Source organism: Ruminococcus sp. J1101004sp1_RTP21198st1_B9_RTP21198_201120 (assembly GCF_040924245.1).
GTDB classification, from domain to species: domain Bacteria; phylum Bacillota; class Clostridia; order Lachnospirales; family Lachnospiraceae; genus Blautia_A; species Blautia_A faecis.
In genome coordinates, this window is sequence record NZ_JBCOMI010000018.1 from 1 (window position 1) to 16,372 (window position 16,372).

The 16,372-nt window shown below is 36.8% G+C and carries 27 protein-coding genes and 1 riboswitch; of the genes, 7 read left to right on the top strand and 20 right to left on the bottom strand.

The window, feature by feature from the left end:
* The first annotated feature begins 83 nt into the window (after positions 1-83).
* Positions 84-1,094 carry a helix-turn-helix domain-containing protein gene (locus AB5618_RS13015; RefSeq protein WP_148462947.1) on the top strand — a complete coding sequence of 337 codons (1,011 nt, stop codon included), beginning with the start codon at positions 84-86 and terminating at the stop codon, positions 1,092-1,094.
* 56 nt (positions 1,095-1,150) lie between these two features.
* Here the strand turns inward: AB5618_RS13015 and AB5618_RS13020 are convergent, their stop codons facing one another.
* The 15 genes from AB5618_RS13020 to AB5618_RS13090 all read right to left on the bottom strand — a co-directional run bounded on the left by AB5618_RS13020 (position 1,151) and on the right by AB5618_RS13090 (position 6,629).
* Complete coding sequence (locus tag AB5618_RS13020; RefSeq protein WP_306797028.1) at positions 1,151-1,957, bottom strand: Uma2 family endonuclease; 807 nt, start codon at positions 1,955-1,957, stop codon at positions 1,151-1,153.
* A 14-nt stretch (positions 1,958-1,971) separates the two neighbouring features.
* Positions 1,972-2,517 carry a Uma2 family endonuclease gene (locus tag AB5618_RS13025; protein ID WP_148462946.1) on the bottom strand — a complete coding sequence of 182 codons (546 nt, stop codon included), beginning with the start codon at positions 2,515-2,517 and terminating at the stop codon, positions 1,972-1,974.
* A gap of 104 nt (positions 2,518-2,621) precedes the next feature.
* Positions 2,622-2,858, bottom strand: a complete 237-nt coding sequence (locus AB5618_RS13030) for a hypothetical protein (RefSeq protein WP_148462945.1) — start codon at positions 2,856-2,858, stop codon at positions 2,622-2,624.
* 84 nt (positions 2,859-2,942) lie between these two features.
* Positions 2,943-3,170 carry a hypothetical protein gene (locus tag AB5618_RS13035; RefSeq protein WP_148462944.1) on the bottom strand — a complete coding sequence of 76 codons (228 nt, stop codon included), beginning with the start codon at positions 3,168-3,170 and terminating at the stop codon, positions 2,943-2,945.
* A 12-nt stretch (positions 3,171-3,182) separates the two neighbouring features.
* On the bottom strand, positions 3,183-3,695 hold the full coding sequence (locus AB5618_RS13040) for an HNH endonuclease (RefSeq protein ID WP_227199917.1): 513 nt from the start codon (positions 3,693-3,695) through the stop codon (positions 3,183-3,185).
* The gene (locus AB5618_RS13045; RefSeq protein ID WP_148462943.1) at positions 3,692-3,970 is read right to left on the bottom strand and encodes a hypothetical protein; all 279 of its coding nucleotides are present in this window, start codon (positions 3,968-3,970) and stop codon (positions 3,692-3,694) included. Before AB5618_RS13045 ends, AB5618_RS13040 begins: the two co-directional genes overlap by 4 nt.
* Positions 3,971-3,979: 9 nt before the next feature.
* Entirely contained in the window at positions 3,980-4,318 is a 339-nt protein-coding gene (locus tag AB5618_RS13050; protein WP_148462942.1) for a hypothetical protein, read from the bottom strand.
* Positions 4,319-4,422: 104 nt separating this feature from the next.
* On the bottom strand, positions 4,423-4,578 hold the full coding sequence (locus AB5618_RS13055) for a hypothetical protein (protein ID WP_173770040.1): 156 nt from the start codon (positions 4,576-4,578) through the stop codon (positions 4,423-4,425).
* A 14-nt stretch (positions 4,579-4,592) separates the two neighbouring features.
* Positions 4,593-4,859 (bottom strand): hypothetical protein, encoded by a 267-nt coding sequence (locus AB5618_RS13060; RefSeq protein WP_148462941.1) that lies wholly within the window; start codon positions 4,857-4,859, stop codon positions 4,593-4,595.
* Positions 4,860-4,873: 14 nt separating this feature from the next.
* Complete coding sequence (locus AB5618_RS13065; protein ID WP_173770042.1) at positions 4,874-5,035, bottom strand: hypothetical protein; 162 nt, start codon at positions 5,033-5,035, stop codon at positions 4,874-4,876.
* Positions 5,032-5,274, bottom strand: coding sequence for a hypothetical protein (locus AB5618_RS13070; protein WP_148462940.1), 243 nt, complete (start codon positions 5,272-5,274; stop codon positions 5,032-5,034). Before AB5618_RS13070 ends, AB5618_RS13065 begins: the two co-directional genes overlap by 4 nt.
* A 179-nt stretch (positions 5,275-5,453) precedes the next feature.
* Positions 5,454-5,774 (bottom strand): hypothetical protein, encoded by a 321-nt coding sequence (locus AB5618_RS13075; protein WP_148462939.1) that lies wholly within the window; start codon positions 5,772-5,774, stop codon positions 5,454-5,456.
* 73 nt (positions 5,775-5,847) lie between these two features.
* Positions 5,848-6,015, bottom strand: coding sequence for a hypothetical protein (locus AB5618_RS13080; protein ID WP_178090692.1), 168 nt, complete (start codon positions 6,013-6,015; stop codon positions 5,848-5,850).
* 101 nt (positions 6,016-6,116) lie between these two features.
* A complete protein-coding gene (locus tag AB5618_RS13085; RefSeq protein ID WP_148462938.1) occupies positions 6,117-6,305 on the bottom strand; it encodes a hypothetical protein in 189 nt (62 codons plus the stop codon).
* 45 nt (positions 6,306-6,350) lie between these two features.
* Entirely contained in the window at positions 6,351-6,629 is a 279-nt protein-coding gene (locus AB5618_RS13090) for a hypothetical protein (RefSeq protein WP_148462937.1), read from the bottom strand.
* A gap of 373 nt (positions 6,630-7,002) precedes the next feature.
* On the opposite strand from AB5618_RS13090, the gene AB5618_RS13095 reads away from it, so the two are divergent.
* The 4 genes from AB5618_RS13095 (at position 7,003) to AB5618_RS13110 (ending at position 10,607) form a co-directional block, all read left to right on the top strand.
* Positions 7,003-7,182 (top strand): hypothetical protein, encoded by a 180-nt coding sequence (locus tag AB5618_RS13095; RefSeq protein ID WP_148462936.1) that lies wholly within the window; start codon positions 7,003-7,005, stop codon positions 7,180-7,182.
* Positions 7,183-7,355: 173 nt separating this feature from the next.
* Positions 7,356-8,204: a zincin-like metallopeptidase domain-containing protein gene (locus AB5618_RS13100; protein WP_148462935.1), complete on the top strand. Its 849-nt coding sequence runs from the start codon at positions 7,356-7,358 to the stop codon at positions 8,202-8,204.
* 1,099 nt (positions 8,205-9,303) lie between these two features.
* Positions 9,304-9,801, top strand: a complete 498-nt coding sequence (locus AB5618_RS13105) for a hypothetical protein (RefSeq protein WP_148462934.1) — start codon at positions 9,304-9,306, stop codon at positions 9,799-9,801.
* A 47-nt stretch (positions 9,802-9,848) separates the two neighbouring features.
* Positions 9,849-10,607 carry a hypothetical protein gene (locus tag AB5618_RS13110; RefSeq protein WP_148462933.1) on the top strand — a complete coding sequence of 253 codons (759 nt, stop codon included), beginning with the start codon at positions 9,849-9,851 and terminating at the stop codon, positions 10,605-10,607.
* Between the two features lie 533 nt (positions 10,608-11,140).
* On the opposite strand, the gene AB5618_RS13115 is transcribed toward AB5618_RS13110, so the two are convergent.
* From AB5618_RS13115 to AB5618_RS13135, 5 genes are all read right to left on the bottom strand, one after another.
* Positions 11,141-11,383 (bottom strand): hypothetical protein, encoded by a 243-nt coding sequence (locus AB5618_RS13115; RefSeq protein ID WP_148462932.1) that lies wholly within the window; start codon positions 11,381-11,383, stop codon positions 11,141-11,143.
* 365 nt (positions 11,384-11,748) lie between these two features.
* On the bottom strand, positions 11,749-13,293 hold the full coding sequence (locus AB5618_RS13120) for an Ig-like domain-containing protein (protein ID WP_178090690.1): 1,545 nt from the start codon (positions 13,291-13,293) through the stop codon (positions 11,749-11,751).
* Positions 13,294-13,366: 73 nt separating this feature from the next.
* Complete coding sequence (locus tag AB5618_RS13125; RefSeq protein WP_148462930.1) at positions 13,367-13,774, bottom strand: hypothetical protein; 408 nt, start codon at positions 13,772-13,774, stop codon at positions 13,367-13,369.
* 36 nt (positions 13,775-13,810) lie between these two features.
* Positions 13,811-14,335, bottom strand: a complete 525-nt coding sequence (locus tag AB5618_RS13130; RefSeq protein ID WP_368366830.1) for a zinc-ribbon domain-containing protein — start codon at positions 14,333-14,335, stop codon at positions 13,811-13,813.
* Positions 14,336-14,374: 39 nt separating this feature from the next.
* A complete protein-coding gene (locus AB5618_RS13135; RefSeq protein WP_148462929.1) occupies positions 14,375-14,779 on the bottom strand; it encodes a hypothetical protein in 405 nt (134 codons plus the stop codon).
* A gap of 88 nt (positions 14,780-14,867) precedes the next feature.
* Positions 14,868-14,948: riboswitch (cyclic di-GMP riboswitch) on the bottom strand.
* 591 nt (positions 14,949-15,539) lie between these two features.
* Between AB5618_RS13135 and AB5618_RS13140 the strand changes: the two genes are divergently transcribed.
* Positions 15,540-15,770, top strand: a complete 231-nt coding sequence (locus AB5618_RS13140) for a helix-turn-helix transcriptional regulator (protein ID WP_148462928.1) — start codon at positions 15,540-15,542, stop codon at positions 15,768-15,770.
* 96 nt (positions 15,771-15,866) lie between these two features.
* Entirely contained in the window at positions 15,867-16,343 is a 477-nt protein-coding gene (locus AB5618_RS13145) for a hypothetical protein (RefSeq protein WP_148462927.1), read from the top strand.
* Positions 16,344-16,372 lie beyond the last annotated feature (29 nt).

Consider the following 16,372-nt stretch of genomic DNA (forward strand, 5'->3'; position numbering starts at 1 on the left):
TGTGGCTTATTCACTGAGATATGAAAGGTTGAAAAACCTTGAATTTTCAATAAAAAACACTTGATTATATGAGGAGGGATAACATGGCTACAGAAAAAATTACTATTACTGACCAGTTACGCAATAATATTATAGAAGAACGAAAAGAAATCGAATATACAGCTTCTGATCTCTCTGAAGAAAGTGGACATTCTAAGTATTGGCTTGCCAATATTGAAAGTGGTAAAACTAAAAAGATTAGCAAAGAGGATTTAATTTCTATTTACAAAATTCTGTTAGATGATGATGACGAGGAAAATATACTTGACTATGTGGAAAGAATTATCAATCAACCTATTGCTGGAAAAATAAAAAATTGGTATGAACTAATTGATATTGAAGATCAATATGAAGATATGTTGGACTTTTTATATCTGGAATCAGAATTAGATGACTTACTGAAGGATATACGAAATCGAATTACCCAACAATTTAATTGGGCAAATACACATCATCAACAGGCAATACTAACTTCTCTTTTGCATTTTCAGCGCTCTATCGTTGTCAATCCTGAACTTGCTTTTTCTACCTTATATTTGCCAACATATTGTACAAGTATTATGCACCCAGAAGAATTTAATTCTGTTCTCAGTGATTTACTCCAACTTGCTGCAAAATTCAACGATTTAGTAGTAAAAAATAACAGTCTTGAAACTGTTGCTGTTTATTTGGACGAAGAGAAAAAACAAATAGAAAGAAATAAAAAAACAGGAAAAATTGCTTTGGATAATTTAAAATCAATTTTAGGAGTTATCTCAAACTTAAAAGATATGCAAGATCCTAACTTAGAAAGTCTCCGCAATTTGTTTTATTCTTCTGTTGTCTATCTAATCAATGAAATTCAACCTCATACACTTGGTGATGGCATACCATACCTCCCAGAAATCAACACCGGAAGAGCTTTTAGCCATCTAATTACTATATGCTATTATTGGCTATCCGACAGACAAGAGGAATTAGCACTCCCTAATGTTGAGAAATATATTCCTAAAGATTTATACAATTCTGCTAAAGAAGTCTTAGAAAATGTCTCCAAAATAAACGATCCTGTTTAATATTTACATTTACCCACTATGGGCTACCGATCATCCCGGCAGCCCTCTTTTTATGCTCAATCCCTATTCTCAAAAATCTCTGCCAGCGTCAGACTGATATTCGGAAATTCCCTCAATGTAATCACCTGATCTGCATTGTAATAATCTTCTTCCGAATCATCCTGAAGAATATAACAATCTTGTAACACATACCGTCCTGCTACCAGATAATAAATCTCAACAGACCGTTCCATTGATGATATAATCCAATATTCTTGAACATCTGCTTCCTGATAAATCTTCAGCTTGTCCTTCCGATCGTGTAGAACTGTAGCCGGACTTACAATCTCCACAACAAACTTTGGGATTCCACAATAATATGTGTCTCTAAGGTTTTTACGGTCATGTACCACAAGCACATCAGGGACAACATAATCATCATTTACGGCTGGATGATATCGGTAATCCAAATTGCCAGTAAAGACCAAGCTTCCTTTTGAAAGTCCATAGTGTATTATTGTGCTAATGTTCCCGGCTACAATACCATGTTGGTATGCTTCAGATTTTGGAATTGTGTAAGTCACACCATTTATCTTCTCTTCTTTGATGTTGCTGTCGCAGTAAGATTTCTGTTTAGCTTTTGCTTTCTCCATAATATTCTCCACATTGTCTTGTAGAAATTCCTCAAATCTTCTGATCTCCTCAGAAGAATATCCTACAACAGAAATCCACGTATTCCCTGGAATCTCACACCTAGCAGAGTCAAATCCTGTTTCTGTCGGACGTTCAAAATTAACAATTACTTTCTGTTTTCCAGATTCAGTTACAATCTGCGAATGTACAATCTCTGTTTCATCTGGCAATGTAATATATGGGTACATCATACAAACCAACTCCCTTATATATCCATTTCCGCAAAATCAATTACCAGATTATCATAAATACCTACTGGTACTTTATCTGCCATGGTATAGGTTTCCATTTCGTTCTGCTCGAAGTTATATACCATTACCATGTCTTTTGCATAGTCCACAATCCAATACTCACGGACTCCTGCTGTACGATATTTAAACAATTTAATCATGTAGTCCATACGGCGGCTTCCTGGTGAAACTATCTCAATGATCCAATCGGGCGCACCCTCACAGCCACGATCTGATAATTTGTTACGGTCACAGATTACCGAAATATCAGGCTCAATATAAACAGAATCATCATCATTAAGTAATACTGCAAATGGAGCATGATATACCTTACATTGTCCACCATTTCTCTTGATATAATCATGGATAGTTGCATACAGTTCACCTGATATATCCTGATGTTTACGGCTTGGAGCTGCCTGATAATAAATCTGACCGTCAATCAGTTCTGCATGTTCATTCTCTGGCAATGCCATGATATCCTCTATAGTATACTTTTTATTTTCCTTTAAAGCTGGCATTTACAGTCACCTTCCTTTTTGTCCTCCAACATTTATTTTAATCTACTCCCATTATAGCTGTTTTCCATTGTATTATCAATGAATTTCGCCCAGGCAGCAGTGGATCAGTATGGAATACAGCTGTAGCCGTTCCGCTCTAAATCTTGTCTTACTTCCCTTATCAGCCTTTTGGTTATCATAATATTCTGCTTATGCTTGATCTCTACATGATATCCAGTCAGGGTTGATATGTACTTGTAATGGCTACCGCCACTGCCTTTTTTATTATCTGGAATATAATGGTTTGCTTCCAGACAGGCAATAAACCGGACTTCATCTCGTCTATCAAGTTTTCCGCTCATTGTGCTTCTGCTCCTTTATTATGTCCTGCTACCTGTCTGTTAGTTCAATAGGGGAGTCGATAATTTCTACTCCCCTGTGCAATCCTACTTCACAAACTGAAGCATGTATTCCTTGAACTCTTCGTAGTCCATAAATCCTGCTACCTCTGCATTCTCATAGATTCTCTTCAGTAAGCTTTCGCATTCGTCCTGATCTTTCCCGATTCTATACTCATACGCCCAGGTTGTGAAGAAGCACTTCAGTCTCTCAGGTACAAGCTCATCTTTCCATTTATTGTATTCTATATAATCTAAAATCTCTCTCGTCCACATTGTCTTGTCCTCCTACCGTGCCATACTCTTAATTAATTTATTCGCCAGTTTCCATTTAAGTTTCTTGCCATACTTTCTCTGCATCTGATACAGATAGATTTCGTTGATCCGATCAAAGAATGTGTCCGGGAGCATCTTGTCTTTGAAGGTGTTGCATGTTCGACATGTGCACTGAAGATTTTCCACTGAATCTGATCCACCCAATGACGTAGGTCTGATATGGTCTATAGTCATATCTTCATATTTGATTTTTCTTCCGCATAATACACAACGTCCGTCTGCCTGATTGTAAATCATCATTCTTGTGGTCTTTGGGAAACACTTTTTCTTCTTTCGTCTGTAACAGATACGCTGTGTTTCCGTGTCATAGGCATAAAAGCCCTTGGTTGCCTTGACGTTTTCCCTTATGAAAATACTGCATCCCTTGAATGTAAATGTCTTTGCTTTACTTATATCTGTTGTCTTCTGGATCTGGTGCTCTTCGTCTAAATATATGTACTCTGTTCCATTTGTAATAACTATCATTTGTCTGCTCCCCCTTCAACAATTGCTTCTGCTCGTTCCTTTAATATCTGTAAATCTTCAGGCTTAACCAATTCTGCCATCATATCCCAGAAATAGTTGACTGTACCAGTTCCCTTGTGGAATGCCACTGCATAATCAAGCATTTCCCATATCTCTTCTTTTGTGAGTGGTTCTGTTGCGTCTGCCTCTGCAATATGGTAATAGAATCTTTCATCAGGACACATCCAGATTCCAAGAATCAATCCGTCCTGAAATACACAATGTAATCTTCTCATTTTGCCTTATTACCTCCAACTTCCCTTGATTAACTGATAAATCATTCCTAGCGCAATCGGCGCAGCCATCAAATACATATTGTAATATTCTGAATCGCCGGTTACTTTGCAGATAACCCACGGAAACAGTGCAATAAAAACAATAGCTATGATCTGCTTCAGAAATGAGATCAACAATTCCCTTAATAGCTGACGTTTACGTTGTCTGCTTACAATCTGCTTTACTTTCTGTTTACGCTGTCTCTCTTGCTCATGCTTCTTATTTGACAGAAGATAATTTGCAACAAGCTCAACAACTTCATCTTCTCTGTATAACCGGATTACTTCGGGTTCTCTTACCGCTTCCATCTTTAATTCCCTCCTACTTATGTATTAGCCGACTACCTCCCACCTTATGTAGATGGGAACGCTTTGAGCCTAAAGTCCTATTTATAGTCGCTCAAACGACTGTTCTATTTTCTGTATTCTGGCTTAATAAGCTTAGAATCATCAAACCATTTAACAGATCCACCCTTAAACTGTGTCTCAGGCTGGAAGATCACACCATGGCTTATCTTCTTTACCTGTCCTGACTCTGTTTTTACTGCAATATTTACATTCTGCGTCATATCTACCACCTCGCTTAAAATATTTTTCCTGTTGCTACTGCCATTGCTATGTAAAATCCATCTGCAAAAGTGTTCTTTTCAGTACGATTTACAAGATCTTCAAGCTCATGTTCAATGCGGAATTTCTGCTCTCTGGAAGCTCCGGTTAGCTCACATATATAACCAACAACTTCTGGTAAGCTATGACCGTAATCGTTATGGTCCGGTGTGAACTCTTTGCATTCATCATCACACCAGGCATCAAACATGGATTCCATTACTTTATTTCCTAAGTCCGTCAATGCTCTGCCCCCTTCTAAAACCAGAAGTCCATCAAGAAATCAAAATCTCCATCCCACATTTCTTGCGGTTCTTGCTTAGGCTCTGACTTTCCACCCAACAATAGATTTTTTCCGCTCGCTACTGTTTTTTCTCCAAGTGCTTTTAATTCTTCATCAGATAAACCGTATTCCTTCATATATTATTGTCCCCCTGTTCTGATAATGGGTGTAGCAAGCTCAAGGCTGTAAGAACACCCTCTTTGAAAGCCTCATACTGGATTACTTCTGAATACTCCACAATGGCTGTGTACAACGGATCATGTTCTGCTTGACCTTTAGCAGCTTTATTGATTGCTTCAAAAGCTAACTTCTCTGCTGAAGATGTGGTATGTACGTTTATCCAGTGTTCATACAAGGTCTTTATTGCGTCCCTCATGTGCTACACCTCCCATGTCGTAACATGATATCCAGCTTTTCTCATACTCTCAGCAAATTTATTACGCTCTGTCGCCGTGTCAAATGATCTGGTATATTCACAACCAGGCTTATTGAATGATACTCTATACATGGGCTATACCTTTCTCCCCGATCAGCCGATAGGACAGCTATTTAATACTAGATTGTTAACATCAGCTTCAAATACTGATACACAAGTTTTCGCGCTTCGAAGTCAATCTTTGCAATACGATCCAGAAGCTCAACCGGCTCTTCGTCACTGAATGCGATTGCTAACTTATCCGGTAAAGGTAAGCTATGAATAGCTCTTTCTACAACCGGACTTACCATTTGGTGCATGTTTTCTTTCAGTAATGCTACAAAATCCTGTTTGGACATGTCACATTCCATGTAAATGGGCTCAATATAATCGTGATACTCTGTGAATGTGATATAGTTTTCTCCGTATTCGGAAATGTCAATAAACTCGCAATACATCATTGTTGTTTTCCTCCTGTTGGTTGATTGATTTTATATTGTCGGGACTGCCTAATTGATAGCCCACTTGTTACTATTAAATTGTTTCAAACACGCCAGATTTCAACATATCTGTAAACCAACAGTCAAAATCTGGATATTCTTCTTTATTAGCCAGATCACGGTATACTTCTTGCATCTGCTCGTATGTAAAACTTCTGCCATTTATCGGATCTTCATAGCTGATATATTTTGTTTCTTTCATGTTGTTGTTCCTCCTTATGTTTGGTTACCTGACCGCCATTTCTGACGGTCAACGCTCACAGCTTGAAGCCCTGTTTATAGTGGCTGTGACCACTTTGATGATTAACTATTCTGAAGTGCTATGTATCTACGAGCATCCTGCAAACATTCTGCTTTAGTGTTTCCAAAAGCTACAGCATTACCCCAATCATTTCTTGCGACCCACTCTGAGACGGTACCGTTCTTTTTAGCTCTTGAATTTAAAGGATCATAGTGTTCAATTCTTTCAAATGTTAAATCCTGAAGTTTCATGTTCTCACCTTTCTGCGGTTGACCTCCACCGCAAGGATAAGGAATTTATCTTACATATAATCTGCGGTACTGGCTTACTCTCTGGTAATCTGCCAGTGATCCGAGGTCAGCTTCAAGCTGTTTACTGTCCAGTGTTCTACGCTCACAAGTTGAAACCTTTATAGTGAAGTCTTTGCCTGATTCTGAAAGCTTGTTGTTATTGTCCAGATAGGAGATCATTTCACGTTCTGCGTCTTTTAATTGTGCGTCAAGCTCTTCTTTCATTGCTTTAAGTGATCTGTAATCTGCTACGACTTTTTCTAATTCGTTCATTGTTGTGCACATATGTTTTTCCTCCATGTCCTTTTATTCTTATTGGAAGAACTCAGCTCCGGTGAGCTTTAAACCAATCTCGATTACTAGGCATCTTTGCTTATCTCTTTCCGGTATTATGTGGGTGTCTCCGGTGTGCGTGTGCTACTTCGTTTTCACCCTTCGCTGTTGTTCTTCGTTTGTGTGTTGCTGTTTTGTTTATGGCTCTAGCATAACACGATATCGTGTTATTTCAAGTCGGAATATTTCACAAGTTTTATACCGATATCGTTATATGTTTTTGTTGACTTTGTATACCGATATCGCTATATTTGACATTTTTGTAAAAATATGATATCGTGTTATATAGAGAATTGCTTATAAATATATAAAAGGTGGTGATTATATGGAAGAAAAGAAAAAGGTCACGGAGGCACATATTCGTGCAACAGAAAAATGGGAAAAAGAAAATTATGATAAAGTCCTTGTAAGATTTCCCAAAGGAACTAAAGAACGGATCAAAGAAACAGGTGATTCTGTAAACGGCTTTGTTGTAAAAGCTGTATTAGATAAGCTCGATAATTAACTATATATAGATGCAAATTATAGAACACGATATCGTTATACTTTTTATACAATTTTCGTTATACGATATCGTGTTATTTTTATGCAGTATTCCATCTTGTATATACCGATATCGTGTTATATAATTGACCTCAACAAAGGAACTACAGTACCACACAATAGGAGGTCAAGCATATGGCAAGCTTAAACGTATACGAAATGGTAACAGAAAGAATCATTAAACAGTTAGAACAGGGAACAATTCCATGGCAAAAGCCTTGGACTGGTGTTCGGTCTGGTGCATTCAACAGAGTTAGCAAAAAGCCTTACAGCCTTATAAATCAAGCTATATTGGAAAAATCCGGAGAGTACGCCACTTTTCATCAATGGAAAAATTTAGGCGGTCACATCAAAAAAGGTGCTAAATCTGAAATAGTAGTCTTCTGGAAGATCATTGATGTAGAAGAGAAAAACGATAAAGGCGAGATTGAAAAGAAGAAGCTCCCACTTCTCAGATATTACAATGTATTCCATATATCACAAATTGAAGGCGTTGAGCCACTGAAAGAAAAGCTCAATACAGAAATTGAACCGATTGAGGAAGCAGACAGAATTATAAAAAATTATGTGGATCGGGAACAACTTGTTTTCAACGAATGCAAAAGCAATAAAGCATATTACGCGCCATTAATTGACACAGTGGTTGTACCGCTTAAAGAACAGTATAGCAACATATCGGAATATTACAGCACAACTTTCCATGAATTAGTGCATAGCTCGGGCAGTAAGAACAGATTAAACAGACTTGAAACAAGTAACCTTGCTTCATTTGGTTCTGAGACATACAGCAAAGAGGAATTAGTTGCAGAAATTGGCTCAGCTTCCATCCTTAACTATCTGGGAATTGAAACAAAAGGAACATTTCAAAACAGTGCTTCATACATTGAAAGTTGGCTTCAAGTTCTCAGGAACGATAACAAGTTTATTGTATCGGCTTCAAGTAAAGCAGAAAAAGCAGTCAATTACATACTGGGTATAGAATGATAAAGAGGCGGTTGAAATATACCGCTTCTTTTTTTGCGTTATGGTTTCCGGTGTTGGCTTCCGCTTCTGTTGGTCTGCTATGCTTGCGCTGTGTCCGATCAGAAGAAAATGATTGTAGTATTTGCCGTGAATGTGGTGTGATGATATGGTTTATACTGTTGATATAATGCAGACCATAACAAGAGATATACAATACAATAACATGGTGTTATCTGTGATAATCCATGAGTTATACAGTCCATAGGCTTATATTGTCCTATGGGCTTTTTTATTGTATCGGGCTGTGATCTGGTGTGTGGTGCTCCGTGTACCTGGTGTGAGCTGTGCCAAGTAATGTGAGCTGATAGAACAAATTGTTATATCAGGTTGTCTGGTACTCACTGGGAAAATCCTAGTGAATGAAAAAGGGGCTGTGGTGCAATATGATGATTTGATGTGTGGTATTCTGCTAAGAGTGGGATTTTGTTTGATTGTAGGGCTTATTACTGAGTAGTGCAGAATGTTATACCAGACTAAAGCAGATTCCTAAAATGGGAATGTGGTTGTGTAATAATCGGGCTGTATGGTGTGATAAGCTGTGATTGTTTGGGTGGATTGATTGACTATGTTGGACTCTGGGACTTGTACTGTGATCTACTCTGACATGATAACGTTATATGGTTTTTGTCTGCTATGAGATGTATGGTTATCTGGTTTGTGGTGATCTGGGCTGATATTGTACAGTCGGTTATACCTGGGTAAGCTGTGGGAATGTCTTTTTCTATGTCTGCCAGTCCTGAAGCTATGCAGAACACTTTTTTTCTGATATATGTTGTTGGTCGTGTATGATCCTTTGATTGTGTGGTCTATCGGGCTTGTGTGTGTTGCTGCTGATATATCCTAGTGTTTTAGTATGGTATAGGTGGGGTGGGGGTACTTTTAATCTTTGCGCCGTTTCGGTTTTGTCGGAATGGGTGAATGTGGTTCAATTGCACACTGACTTGAAAAATAGTCCGATACGATATTTTTTGAAATACTATTATTTTTCAGAAAGATATGTTGACTTGTTACAATTAATATGTTATGATATTCTCATCTTAATTATTAAGGAGGTGCAACTATGGCACATCAGACACGAGTTAGCATTGTAAACGAGCGTACCGCAAGCCATAACCCAGTTGTTACTGAGTTAAAATCTAATGGTCTTGCTACTTTTAACAAGCCACTGGGGTTTATCGAGTTAAATTGTAACAACCAAAAATACCTCGCTGCAGTAGCAACACGGTGTAATGGCTCTTCTCCTGTGATGAGAGTGAACTCGTCAACAGTGGAGCGCCTTTGTAACGTTGCTGAGCGCAACGGATACGAGCCAGTTCTTATCTTCCATTCTCAGGCGGTGAACAATGGGGTCAATAAGCATCCGCGTGTTTGGGGGATCGTACCAATCAATAATCTTCCGCTTCATCCTACCCTTTTAGGTGGTGAGCGAAAATTCATCGGTCAGCAAAACGGACATCTGTATCTCCACACGCGGGATGTTGATAAGCTTTCTTTCGACTTCGACGGGATCAACTTTTTCGGTCGAAAAACCTGGAAAGCAATCGATCAAATGGTTTGATGAAAATGGAGGGGGAAACAATTTCCCCCTCATAAAAAGGGGTATTTATGAAAAAAATCAAATCTTTTACAGTCGAAGAAGATCTCTACTCTGCCGCTGCTTATATTGCCAAAAATGAATTAAAAATGTCAGTTAGCCAACTGATTGAACATTTACTTTCTGGATTTGTAGACGGCCATTATAAAGTTGAGAAAAAACAAACACTTCAAACTGTAAATCGACCTATTAGCTTAACACGAAAACAACTTATCTATATTTTAACCACGGTATTCAGTGATAAGGGCTATGTTCTTAAACCACATACCAGAGATGGAAAATGTTATTATGAAATTTCTAAGGATGGTATTTTGCTCTCTGTTTGTATATTAATAATGCGTAATATGCGGCACACCAGCTGTGTGTATCAAATTGGCGCGGATCTTACAGCTCCTCTCCTTAACTATGTACAAGAAAAGAATATTCTTTTTTCAAATGCTGGTATAAAAATAGCTCCAATCCTTGTTACTTACGCTATTACTCCCAACAATATTTTTACTTGGAATGCGTTAAACCTCTCAATTCCTTTATTTGATATTCCGCAAAGGCCAAAAGAATCAATATATCCTATTTACCGCACTGCTACTAATATTGGTGAAAAAGATAGAGAACCTGGAACTTACTTTATCAGAGTTAAGACACCTAGTGACATAGAGTACGGAATTAATCTAACAAAAGAAACGCTGGCTCCTTTTCACGGATTGTATGAAGAATTGGATCTAGCCTTACGCCAAGCCCATGAATACCAACAGGAAACTATAGAAATGTAAGTAATCCATCCCAAAATAACGGAATCGGCTGCTGATTTTGCATATTGTAATCAAGAAAAGCATATGCTATAATTGCCATAGGCAAAGAAGTAAATTAAATCCAAACGCAAGACAAAAGCCCCCAGAGGTCGCATCTCTGAGGGCTTTCTTGCTCGTTGCGGTGAGCTAATCCGTTTAGGCTAGTTGCTGTTTATTTCTCACTGTCTAACCATTTGCAAATGTAGTAGGCAACTACACTTGCCGTAACAGAGAGAATAAAAGAAGTAATCAAATCCAAACGCCATCACCTCCTCTCTGTTGCGAGAGTGAGATTCAGCAACATTATTACTATATCATGCTCACAGCACGATATAACGGACTTGGAACGTCATTTCTTATATTGATTCTTAGAACTGTATGTGCTATTCTTATAAAGGCAAAAGGATAACGCCAGATCACAATGAACATCTCCTTTCCGTGCCGGTATAGGAGTAACAACACGGATTTCCCCAGATATAGGCAGTCTGGGGATTTCTTTATGCACAATTAAGATATCAGAACTGATCTTTATATTCCGGTTTCAGCTCCAAGTATTTTGCAAGATTTATTCCCTTATTAATTTCAACCACATAGGACGGTTGTATTCCTGCGGCTTTAATCACTGCTGCTGGGGATATTCCTGCTATCCTCATTTCATCTGCATAGAGTACACCAAAAAGATGTATCATAGTTGTTCTCTTTGCATTCTTAATCTCACTCATTTCACGTAACTTATTCCCAAGCTCAACAACTGTCATTTTTACCTTCCTCCCGATCATAAATATAAGCTGATTATAGCACAATTTGATATTATGGAGTATAAATTTGCATAAAAATGGCAGCAGAATACACACCTATAAAATTTAAGTTTTATCGGAAAAATCACCCCTTTAAAACCCAGTAAATATAAGGGTTTCTGAATACGGATTTCAGTAAAAACCAGTGTTTTTGGACGTTTTAGACTGTTTTCGTCATATTGCACAATAAATTTGATGATCTGGAAGCGAAAAAATAGGGATGCAGCCCCGGTGTGAGGTTACATCCCTATTGTGTGTAAATTGACCCACTAGTATAATCCTTGCTCTCTAATGATTATTATATTCTAAAATATAATATATTATTTCTAATATAGATTTTCAATTTCCTCCAACTGTTTCTGATATTCTTCATAATATTTTGCTAAAAGTTCTTTTCTACTAGCATTCATCTCGTTAATAAGATCTTTTTGTCCTCTGATAAGTACAGTATTAGTATGTCTTGCTTGTAAGGAATCCATTTGTGCTTGTTTTGTTTCTATTTGTGAATCTATTCTAGCCTTCCTTGCTTTACTTGCACTATCAGTTGAAGTTGCCAGAGCTGCTGATTGCCTTTGCAAATTTCTAATTTCATTGGACAAACTTCTTACTTCAGAATTATATTGAGAATCTGTTTCTGTATAATATCCTTCTTTTTCTAATTTAAATATAGTTAAATTACATTCACTTATAATTTTATCAGTGCTTTCATTAGTATCTTTTACCTTTTTGTTATACTCTTCTTCTGCATTTTTTCTTAAAGTCTCTTTATCGTTGTCAACAATTATATTGCAACTTGCAACTAAATCACCATATTTAGCAGATATTGTACATGTTCCAACACCTTTGCCATAAACTGTTCCATCCTGAACAATAGCTACATCACTATTACTTGTTTCCCAGGTAATTTTTTTAGTAAGTGTTGCATTAATCGGCTGGAATACTACTGTTAATTGACAATTTTGTCCTTTTCTGATAGTCGTTTCTGATGAAGCAAAACTAATTTCTTTTACATCAATAGGAGTTACTATAACCTTACAATTTGCGGATTTATTTCCAGCGCTTACACTTATAATTGCATTTCCTTCTTTTAACGCAGTTATTGTTCCATTAGAAATCGCAGCAATCATCGGATTAGAACTAGTCCAAACCAATGTTTTATCAGCTGTCGTATCAACAGGTAAAATAGAAGCGTTTAATGTATATGATTTTCCAATTTCAAGAATTACATTATCTCTATCTAAGGATACACCTGTAATTGGTTTATTAATCGCTGTTGGTTTAGGTGCCTCTGTTGGTTTAGGTGCTGGTTTCTGACTACCTTTTACATTTACTTTGCAAATATATTTTACACCACCAACATTTGCTATAACATCTGCTGTTCCTGCACTTTTCGCAACAACTTTTCCATTTCTGGTTACAGCAGCTATAGCTATATTACTGCTTGTCCATTTAACTTTCTGTTTAGTACCTGTAACTTTTAATGTACTTGACTTTCCAACACTCAGAGTAACAGATTTTTTATTAAGCTTTGGTGTTTCAACAGTAACTTTGCAAGTGTATTTTTTACTACCGACCTTTGCAGTAATCACTGTTGTACCTTTTTTCTTACCAAAAACCACACCTTTAGAAGATACTGTTGCTACAGACTTTTTACTACTACTCCATTTTGCTTTTTTCTTTGTCCCTTTTAATTTTAAAGTCTTTTTCTGGCCTTTTGTCAAAGTAATTTTTTTAGAATTAATTTTTACTGCAGCCTGTACCGTTTGCATTGTTCCTAACTGTGTTGCTACTTCTGGTGATAACAATGTCAGTGAGAACACTGCGATCATTACCGCCAAAAACTTCTTCAGAAATCCTTGCTTCTTTTCCATGCGTTTTTCCTCCTTGAACGCTTCATGTGAATTTATATTTTCGCCCACATTCCCATGGGTAATCATATACATTTTACTGGATGATCTTTACTGATCCATATGCCGCATTCTTTAAAACAGCATTAAATCTCTCAGCATTTATTGAACCAATTTCTATACCATTATCGTAATATTCATTTATCATCCTTGTAGTAACTGCATAGTAAAAATACATATCATCATCTTCATCTAAATCTTCAAGATCCAGCTCAGTTGTAATACCACCTAATATATATTCTCCATCGTCTTCACTATAAACGCAGAAAGCATAATCTTCTGTATTTCCACCAAATCCATTTTGTGCTCCACAGTGCATTACAACAGTAGGATATTTTGGAGAATCTGAACTTTGATCCTTGCTCTCACCATCAGAAGATTCTGTTTCTGTGTCTTCACTTTCACTGTTATCATCATCTTCATTAAGTCCATCATAAAACTTCACATCATAAACACTTAAAGAATCTGGATTTTTTAAAATTCATTTAACTGCCTTAACAGCAGAATAAGCGTAAGATTCGTATTTTGCCTGCTCAATCGTTTCTGCTGAATCTGGATAATCAGGAATAGTATTCAGTAATTCGATTCCATCATCATATTTACCCTGTTCTAACAAATTCTCCGCTTCTTCATAAGTTGCTTTTTCTTTGCCTGTCTCTGCTTCATTTATAGCATCTTGTGCGCCGTCATAATCTATAATAGAGTTCAGTTTCTCAATTGCTTTATCATACTTTCCCTCATCAATAAGATCCTGTGCTTCTTCATATACAGCTTTCTGCTCTGCTAAATGCTGCTGTGGTTTTGCAATGCCAAAATAATAACCAGTTCCAGCAATGGCAACTACTGCTACTACGCCAATAAGGATTTTCTTGCTTCCTTTATTACTCTTTCCGTCATTATTCTGTATTGGTTGTGTCGCATTTCCGATTGGACAACCACAATGAGGACAAGCTCCTGCTTTATCCGATATTTCTTTCCCACATTCAGGACATTTTATAAGTGCCATAATGTATTTCCTCTCTTTACATGTTTGTTGTTTTATTTCTTACTCTACTCCCATTTGTTCTGCCAAATCATCAATAAAATCACCCATAGCAGCTGACCATTCTTCATCTGTTAGTTGTCCGTCACCATCTGTATCATGAGCCGAATAATATGGATCACTTGGATCATATCCATGAGTTTCTTCCGATGAATTATTGTTTGTACTATTTGAGCTACTGCTCGAATAACTTTTATATCTGCTTGTGCTTGAAGTAGAGCTACTTACACTTGAAGAATTGCCTAAAGTTTCTGCGTAATCCTCATCCTCCGAATCATCTTCATCAATTGTTAATTCATTGTCAGATGCTTCACCATACTCTTTAGTATCTGTGGTTTCATTTCCACAAGCTGCTACACTTATACCTAAGCAGCATACAAACAATAATGTAACAATTTTTCTTTTCATTAGACTGCCTTCTTTCCCTCAAAATATAAAAAGCATTCCTCTCCTGACTCGCTCGCCACGGAAAAGCAATGCTCTCCTATCATGTAAAAATTGCAACTGGCTGTCATACATATGCTTAGACCCTGTAGTTTTGCGCCACCGGATTTCTCCGGCTATGCCCTGTATTCAATTAGTGCTTGTTTTATAGCCAAACATTATTATCCAATAAATAAAACCACCACACATATAAGCCACTATGTCATACGGATCAGACACAGTATCCGTTCTAAATAAAGGTGTAATATATTCCCAGAATACGCCACATAAAAATAAAAGTAACTCTATTTGCCATAATCTATATATCATACCCTTATAGTAATAAAAAACACTGTTGCAATATGCTATAAAAGTAATTCCACCTACTAAATCATTAAAATAACATGTCATAAACCATTTAAGCCACGGTATTGAAATATAATTTTTTAGATGTTTATTTACTAATACTGCAACTAATGTCATTAACATGATTCTCAAATTTTTCTTCATTAACCATCAATTGAAAAAATAATCAATGCTAAAAGTACAGCTCCAACAACGCCCCAGAAACTTAATCCGTTATTATTATTCCCCGCCATACTAAACTCTCCTTCCAAAAATCTTTTTCATTTTTAATATATTGTTTCTATCTGGTCACAATAATAGCACTAAATCTGGATATAATCAATACAAATGTTTCTAATAGGTGACAATTCGTCGTATTATTTGACGCAGGAGTGCTACTATGCAATATATCTTAACTGATCTTCCACTTGGACATAATATCCAGACAGTACGCATGAATAAAGGTATGACACAAGAAGAAGTTGTTGCAAAACTACAGCTTATGGGAAGTCGTATCTCCCGAAGCACTCTTGCTAATATTGAAGTGGGGCGCAGGAACATAAAAGCCAGTGACCTGAAAGCGCTGCGATTACTGTTTGATGTTGAATATGAGGAATTTTTCAAAGATTAAAGCTATCGGGTATGATGTGATCCGGTAGCTTTTTGTTGTATTCTGACTGAAATAGTCTTATACTGGATTTATAATACTATTGGAGGTATGAAGCCTATGGGTATGTATGATCGTGACTGGTACCGAGAGTCCTACAAAGAAAAAGAAGAAAAATACGGCGGGGATTTCAGTTTACATAGTAAGCCTAAGAAGAAACATCAAAAGAAAAAAGCTGATAAGGCAAAAAATTATTCAACTTATCAAGAATCAACCTACCGAAATTCAGCCTACCAAAACACAAATAAAAAGCAGGATGATTCTTTACTCCAGCTTATTAACATTAGTTGCCCCATTCTCTTTGTAATAACATTGCTTTGGGGATATAAGTTTATTCCTAACCAGTTATCACAAATAATTCTTGAATGTATATTCTTTTTTACTCCTTTTATTCTAAAAGAACCAAAAGGAACACGTTTAAAAAGCATATTCAAGGCTATAATGACTTTTATTATTGCACTTATCGTATGCTTCATTGTTGTTATTGGCATTATATATCTTCTAGAAAAATTCGGAATTCTAAAATATAATTTTTAAATATGATGCTTATGTTACAGAACGGTAAA

Coding starts and splice junctions, on each gene's coding strand:
- AB5618_RS13015 (WP_148462947.1), top strand. CDS start 84: ATGGCTACAGAAAAAATTACTATTACTGACCAGTTACGCAATAATATT.
- AB5618_RS13020 (WP_306797028.1), bottom strand. CDS start 1,957: ATGATGTACCCATATATTACATTGCCAGATGAAACAGAGATTGTACAT.
- AB5618_RS13025 (WP_148462946.1), bottom strand. CDS start 2,517: ATGCCAGCTTTAAAGGAAAATAAAAAGTATACTATAGAGGATATCATG.
- AB5618_RS13030 (WP_148462945.1), bottom strand. CDS start 2,858: ATGAGCGGAAAACTTGATAGACGAGATGAAGTCCGGTTTATTGCCTGT.
- AB5618_RS13035 (WP_148462944.1), bottom strand. CDS start 3,170: ATGTGGACGAGAGAGATTTTAGATTATATAGAATACAATAAATGGAAA.
- AB5618_RS13040 (WP_227199917.1), bottom strand. CDS start 3,695: ATGATAGTTATTACAAATGGAACAGAGTACATATATTTAGACGAAGAG.
- AB5618_RS13045 (WP_148462943.1), bottom strand. CDS start 3,970: ATGAGAAGATTACATTGTGTATTTCAGGACGGATTGATTCTTGGAATC.
- AB5618_RS13050 (WP_148462942.1), bottom strand. CDS start 4,318: ATGGAAGCGGTAAGAGAACCCGAAGTAATCCGGTTATACAGAGAAGAT.
- AB5618_RS13055 (WP_173770040.1), bottom strand. CDS start 4,578: ATGACGCAGAATGTAAATATTGCAGTAAAAACAGAGTCAGGACAGGTA.
- AB5618_RS13065 (WP_173770042.1), bottom strand. CDS start 5,035: ATGAAGGAATACGGTTTATCTGATGAAGAATTAAAAGCACTTGGAGAA.
- AB5618_RS13070 (WP_148462940.1), bottom strand. CDS start 5,274: ATGAGGGACGCAATAAAGACCTTGTATGAACACTGGATAAACGTACAT.
- AB5618_RS13075 (WP_148462939.1), bottom strand. CDS start 5,774: ATGATGTATTGCGAGTTTATTGACATTTCCGAATACGGAGAAAACTAT.
- AB5618_RS13080 (WP_178090692.1), bottom strand. CDS start 6,015: ATGAAAGAAACAAAATATATCAGCTATGAAGATCCGATAAATGGCAGA.
- AB5618_RS13085 (WP_148462938.1), bottom strand. CDS start 6,305: ATGAAACTTCAGGATTTAACATTTGAAAGAATTGAACACTATGATCCT.
- AB5618_RS13090 (WP_148462937.1), bottom strand. CDS start 6,629: ATGTGCACAACAATGAACGAATTAGAAAAAGTCGTAGCAGATTACAGA.
- AB5618_RS13095 (WP_148462936.1), top strand. CDS start 7,003: ATGGAAGAAAAGAAAAAGGTCACGGAGGCACATATTCGTGCAACAGAA.
- AB5618_RS13100 (WP_148462935.1), top strand. CDS start 7,356: ATGGCAAGCTTAAACGTATACGAAATGGTAACAGAAAGAATCATTAAA.
- AB5618_RS13105 (WP_148462934.1), top strand. CDS start 9,304: ATGGCACATCAGACACGAGTTAGCATTGTAAACGAGCGTACCGCAAGC.
- AB5618_RS13110 (WP_148462933.1), top strand. CDS start 9,849: ATGAAAAAAATCAAATCTTTTACAGTCGAAGAAGATCTCTACTCTGCC.
- AB5618_RS13115 (WP_148462932.1), bottom strand. CDS start 11,383: ATGACAGTTGTTGAGCTTGGGAATAAGTTACGTGAAATGAGTGAGATT.
- AB5618_RS13120 (WP_178090690.1), bottom strand. CDS start 13,293: ATGGAAAAGAAGCAAGGATTTCTGAAGAAGTTTTTGGCGGTAATGATC.
- AB5618_RS13130 (WP_368366830.1), bottom strand. CDS start 14,335: ATGGCACTTATAAAATGTCCTGAATGTGGGAAAGAAATATCGGATAAA.
- AB5618_RS13135 (WP_148462929.1), bottom strand. CDS start 14,779: ATGAAAAGAAAAATTGTTACATTATTGTTTGTATGCTGCTTAGGTATA.
- AB5618_RS13140 (WP_148462928.1), top strand. CDS start 15,540: ATGCAATATATCTTAACTGATCTTCCACTTGGACATAATATCCAGACA.
- AB5618_RS13145 (WP_148462927.1), top strand. CDS start 15,867: ATGGGTATGTATGATCGTGACTGGTACCGAGAGTCCTACAAAGAAAAA.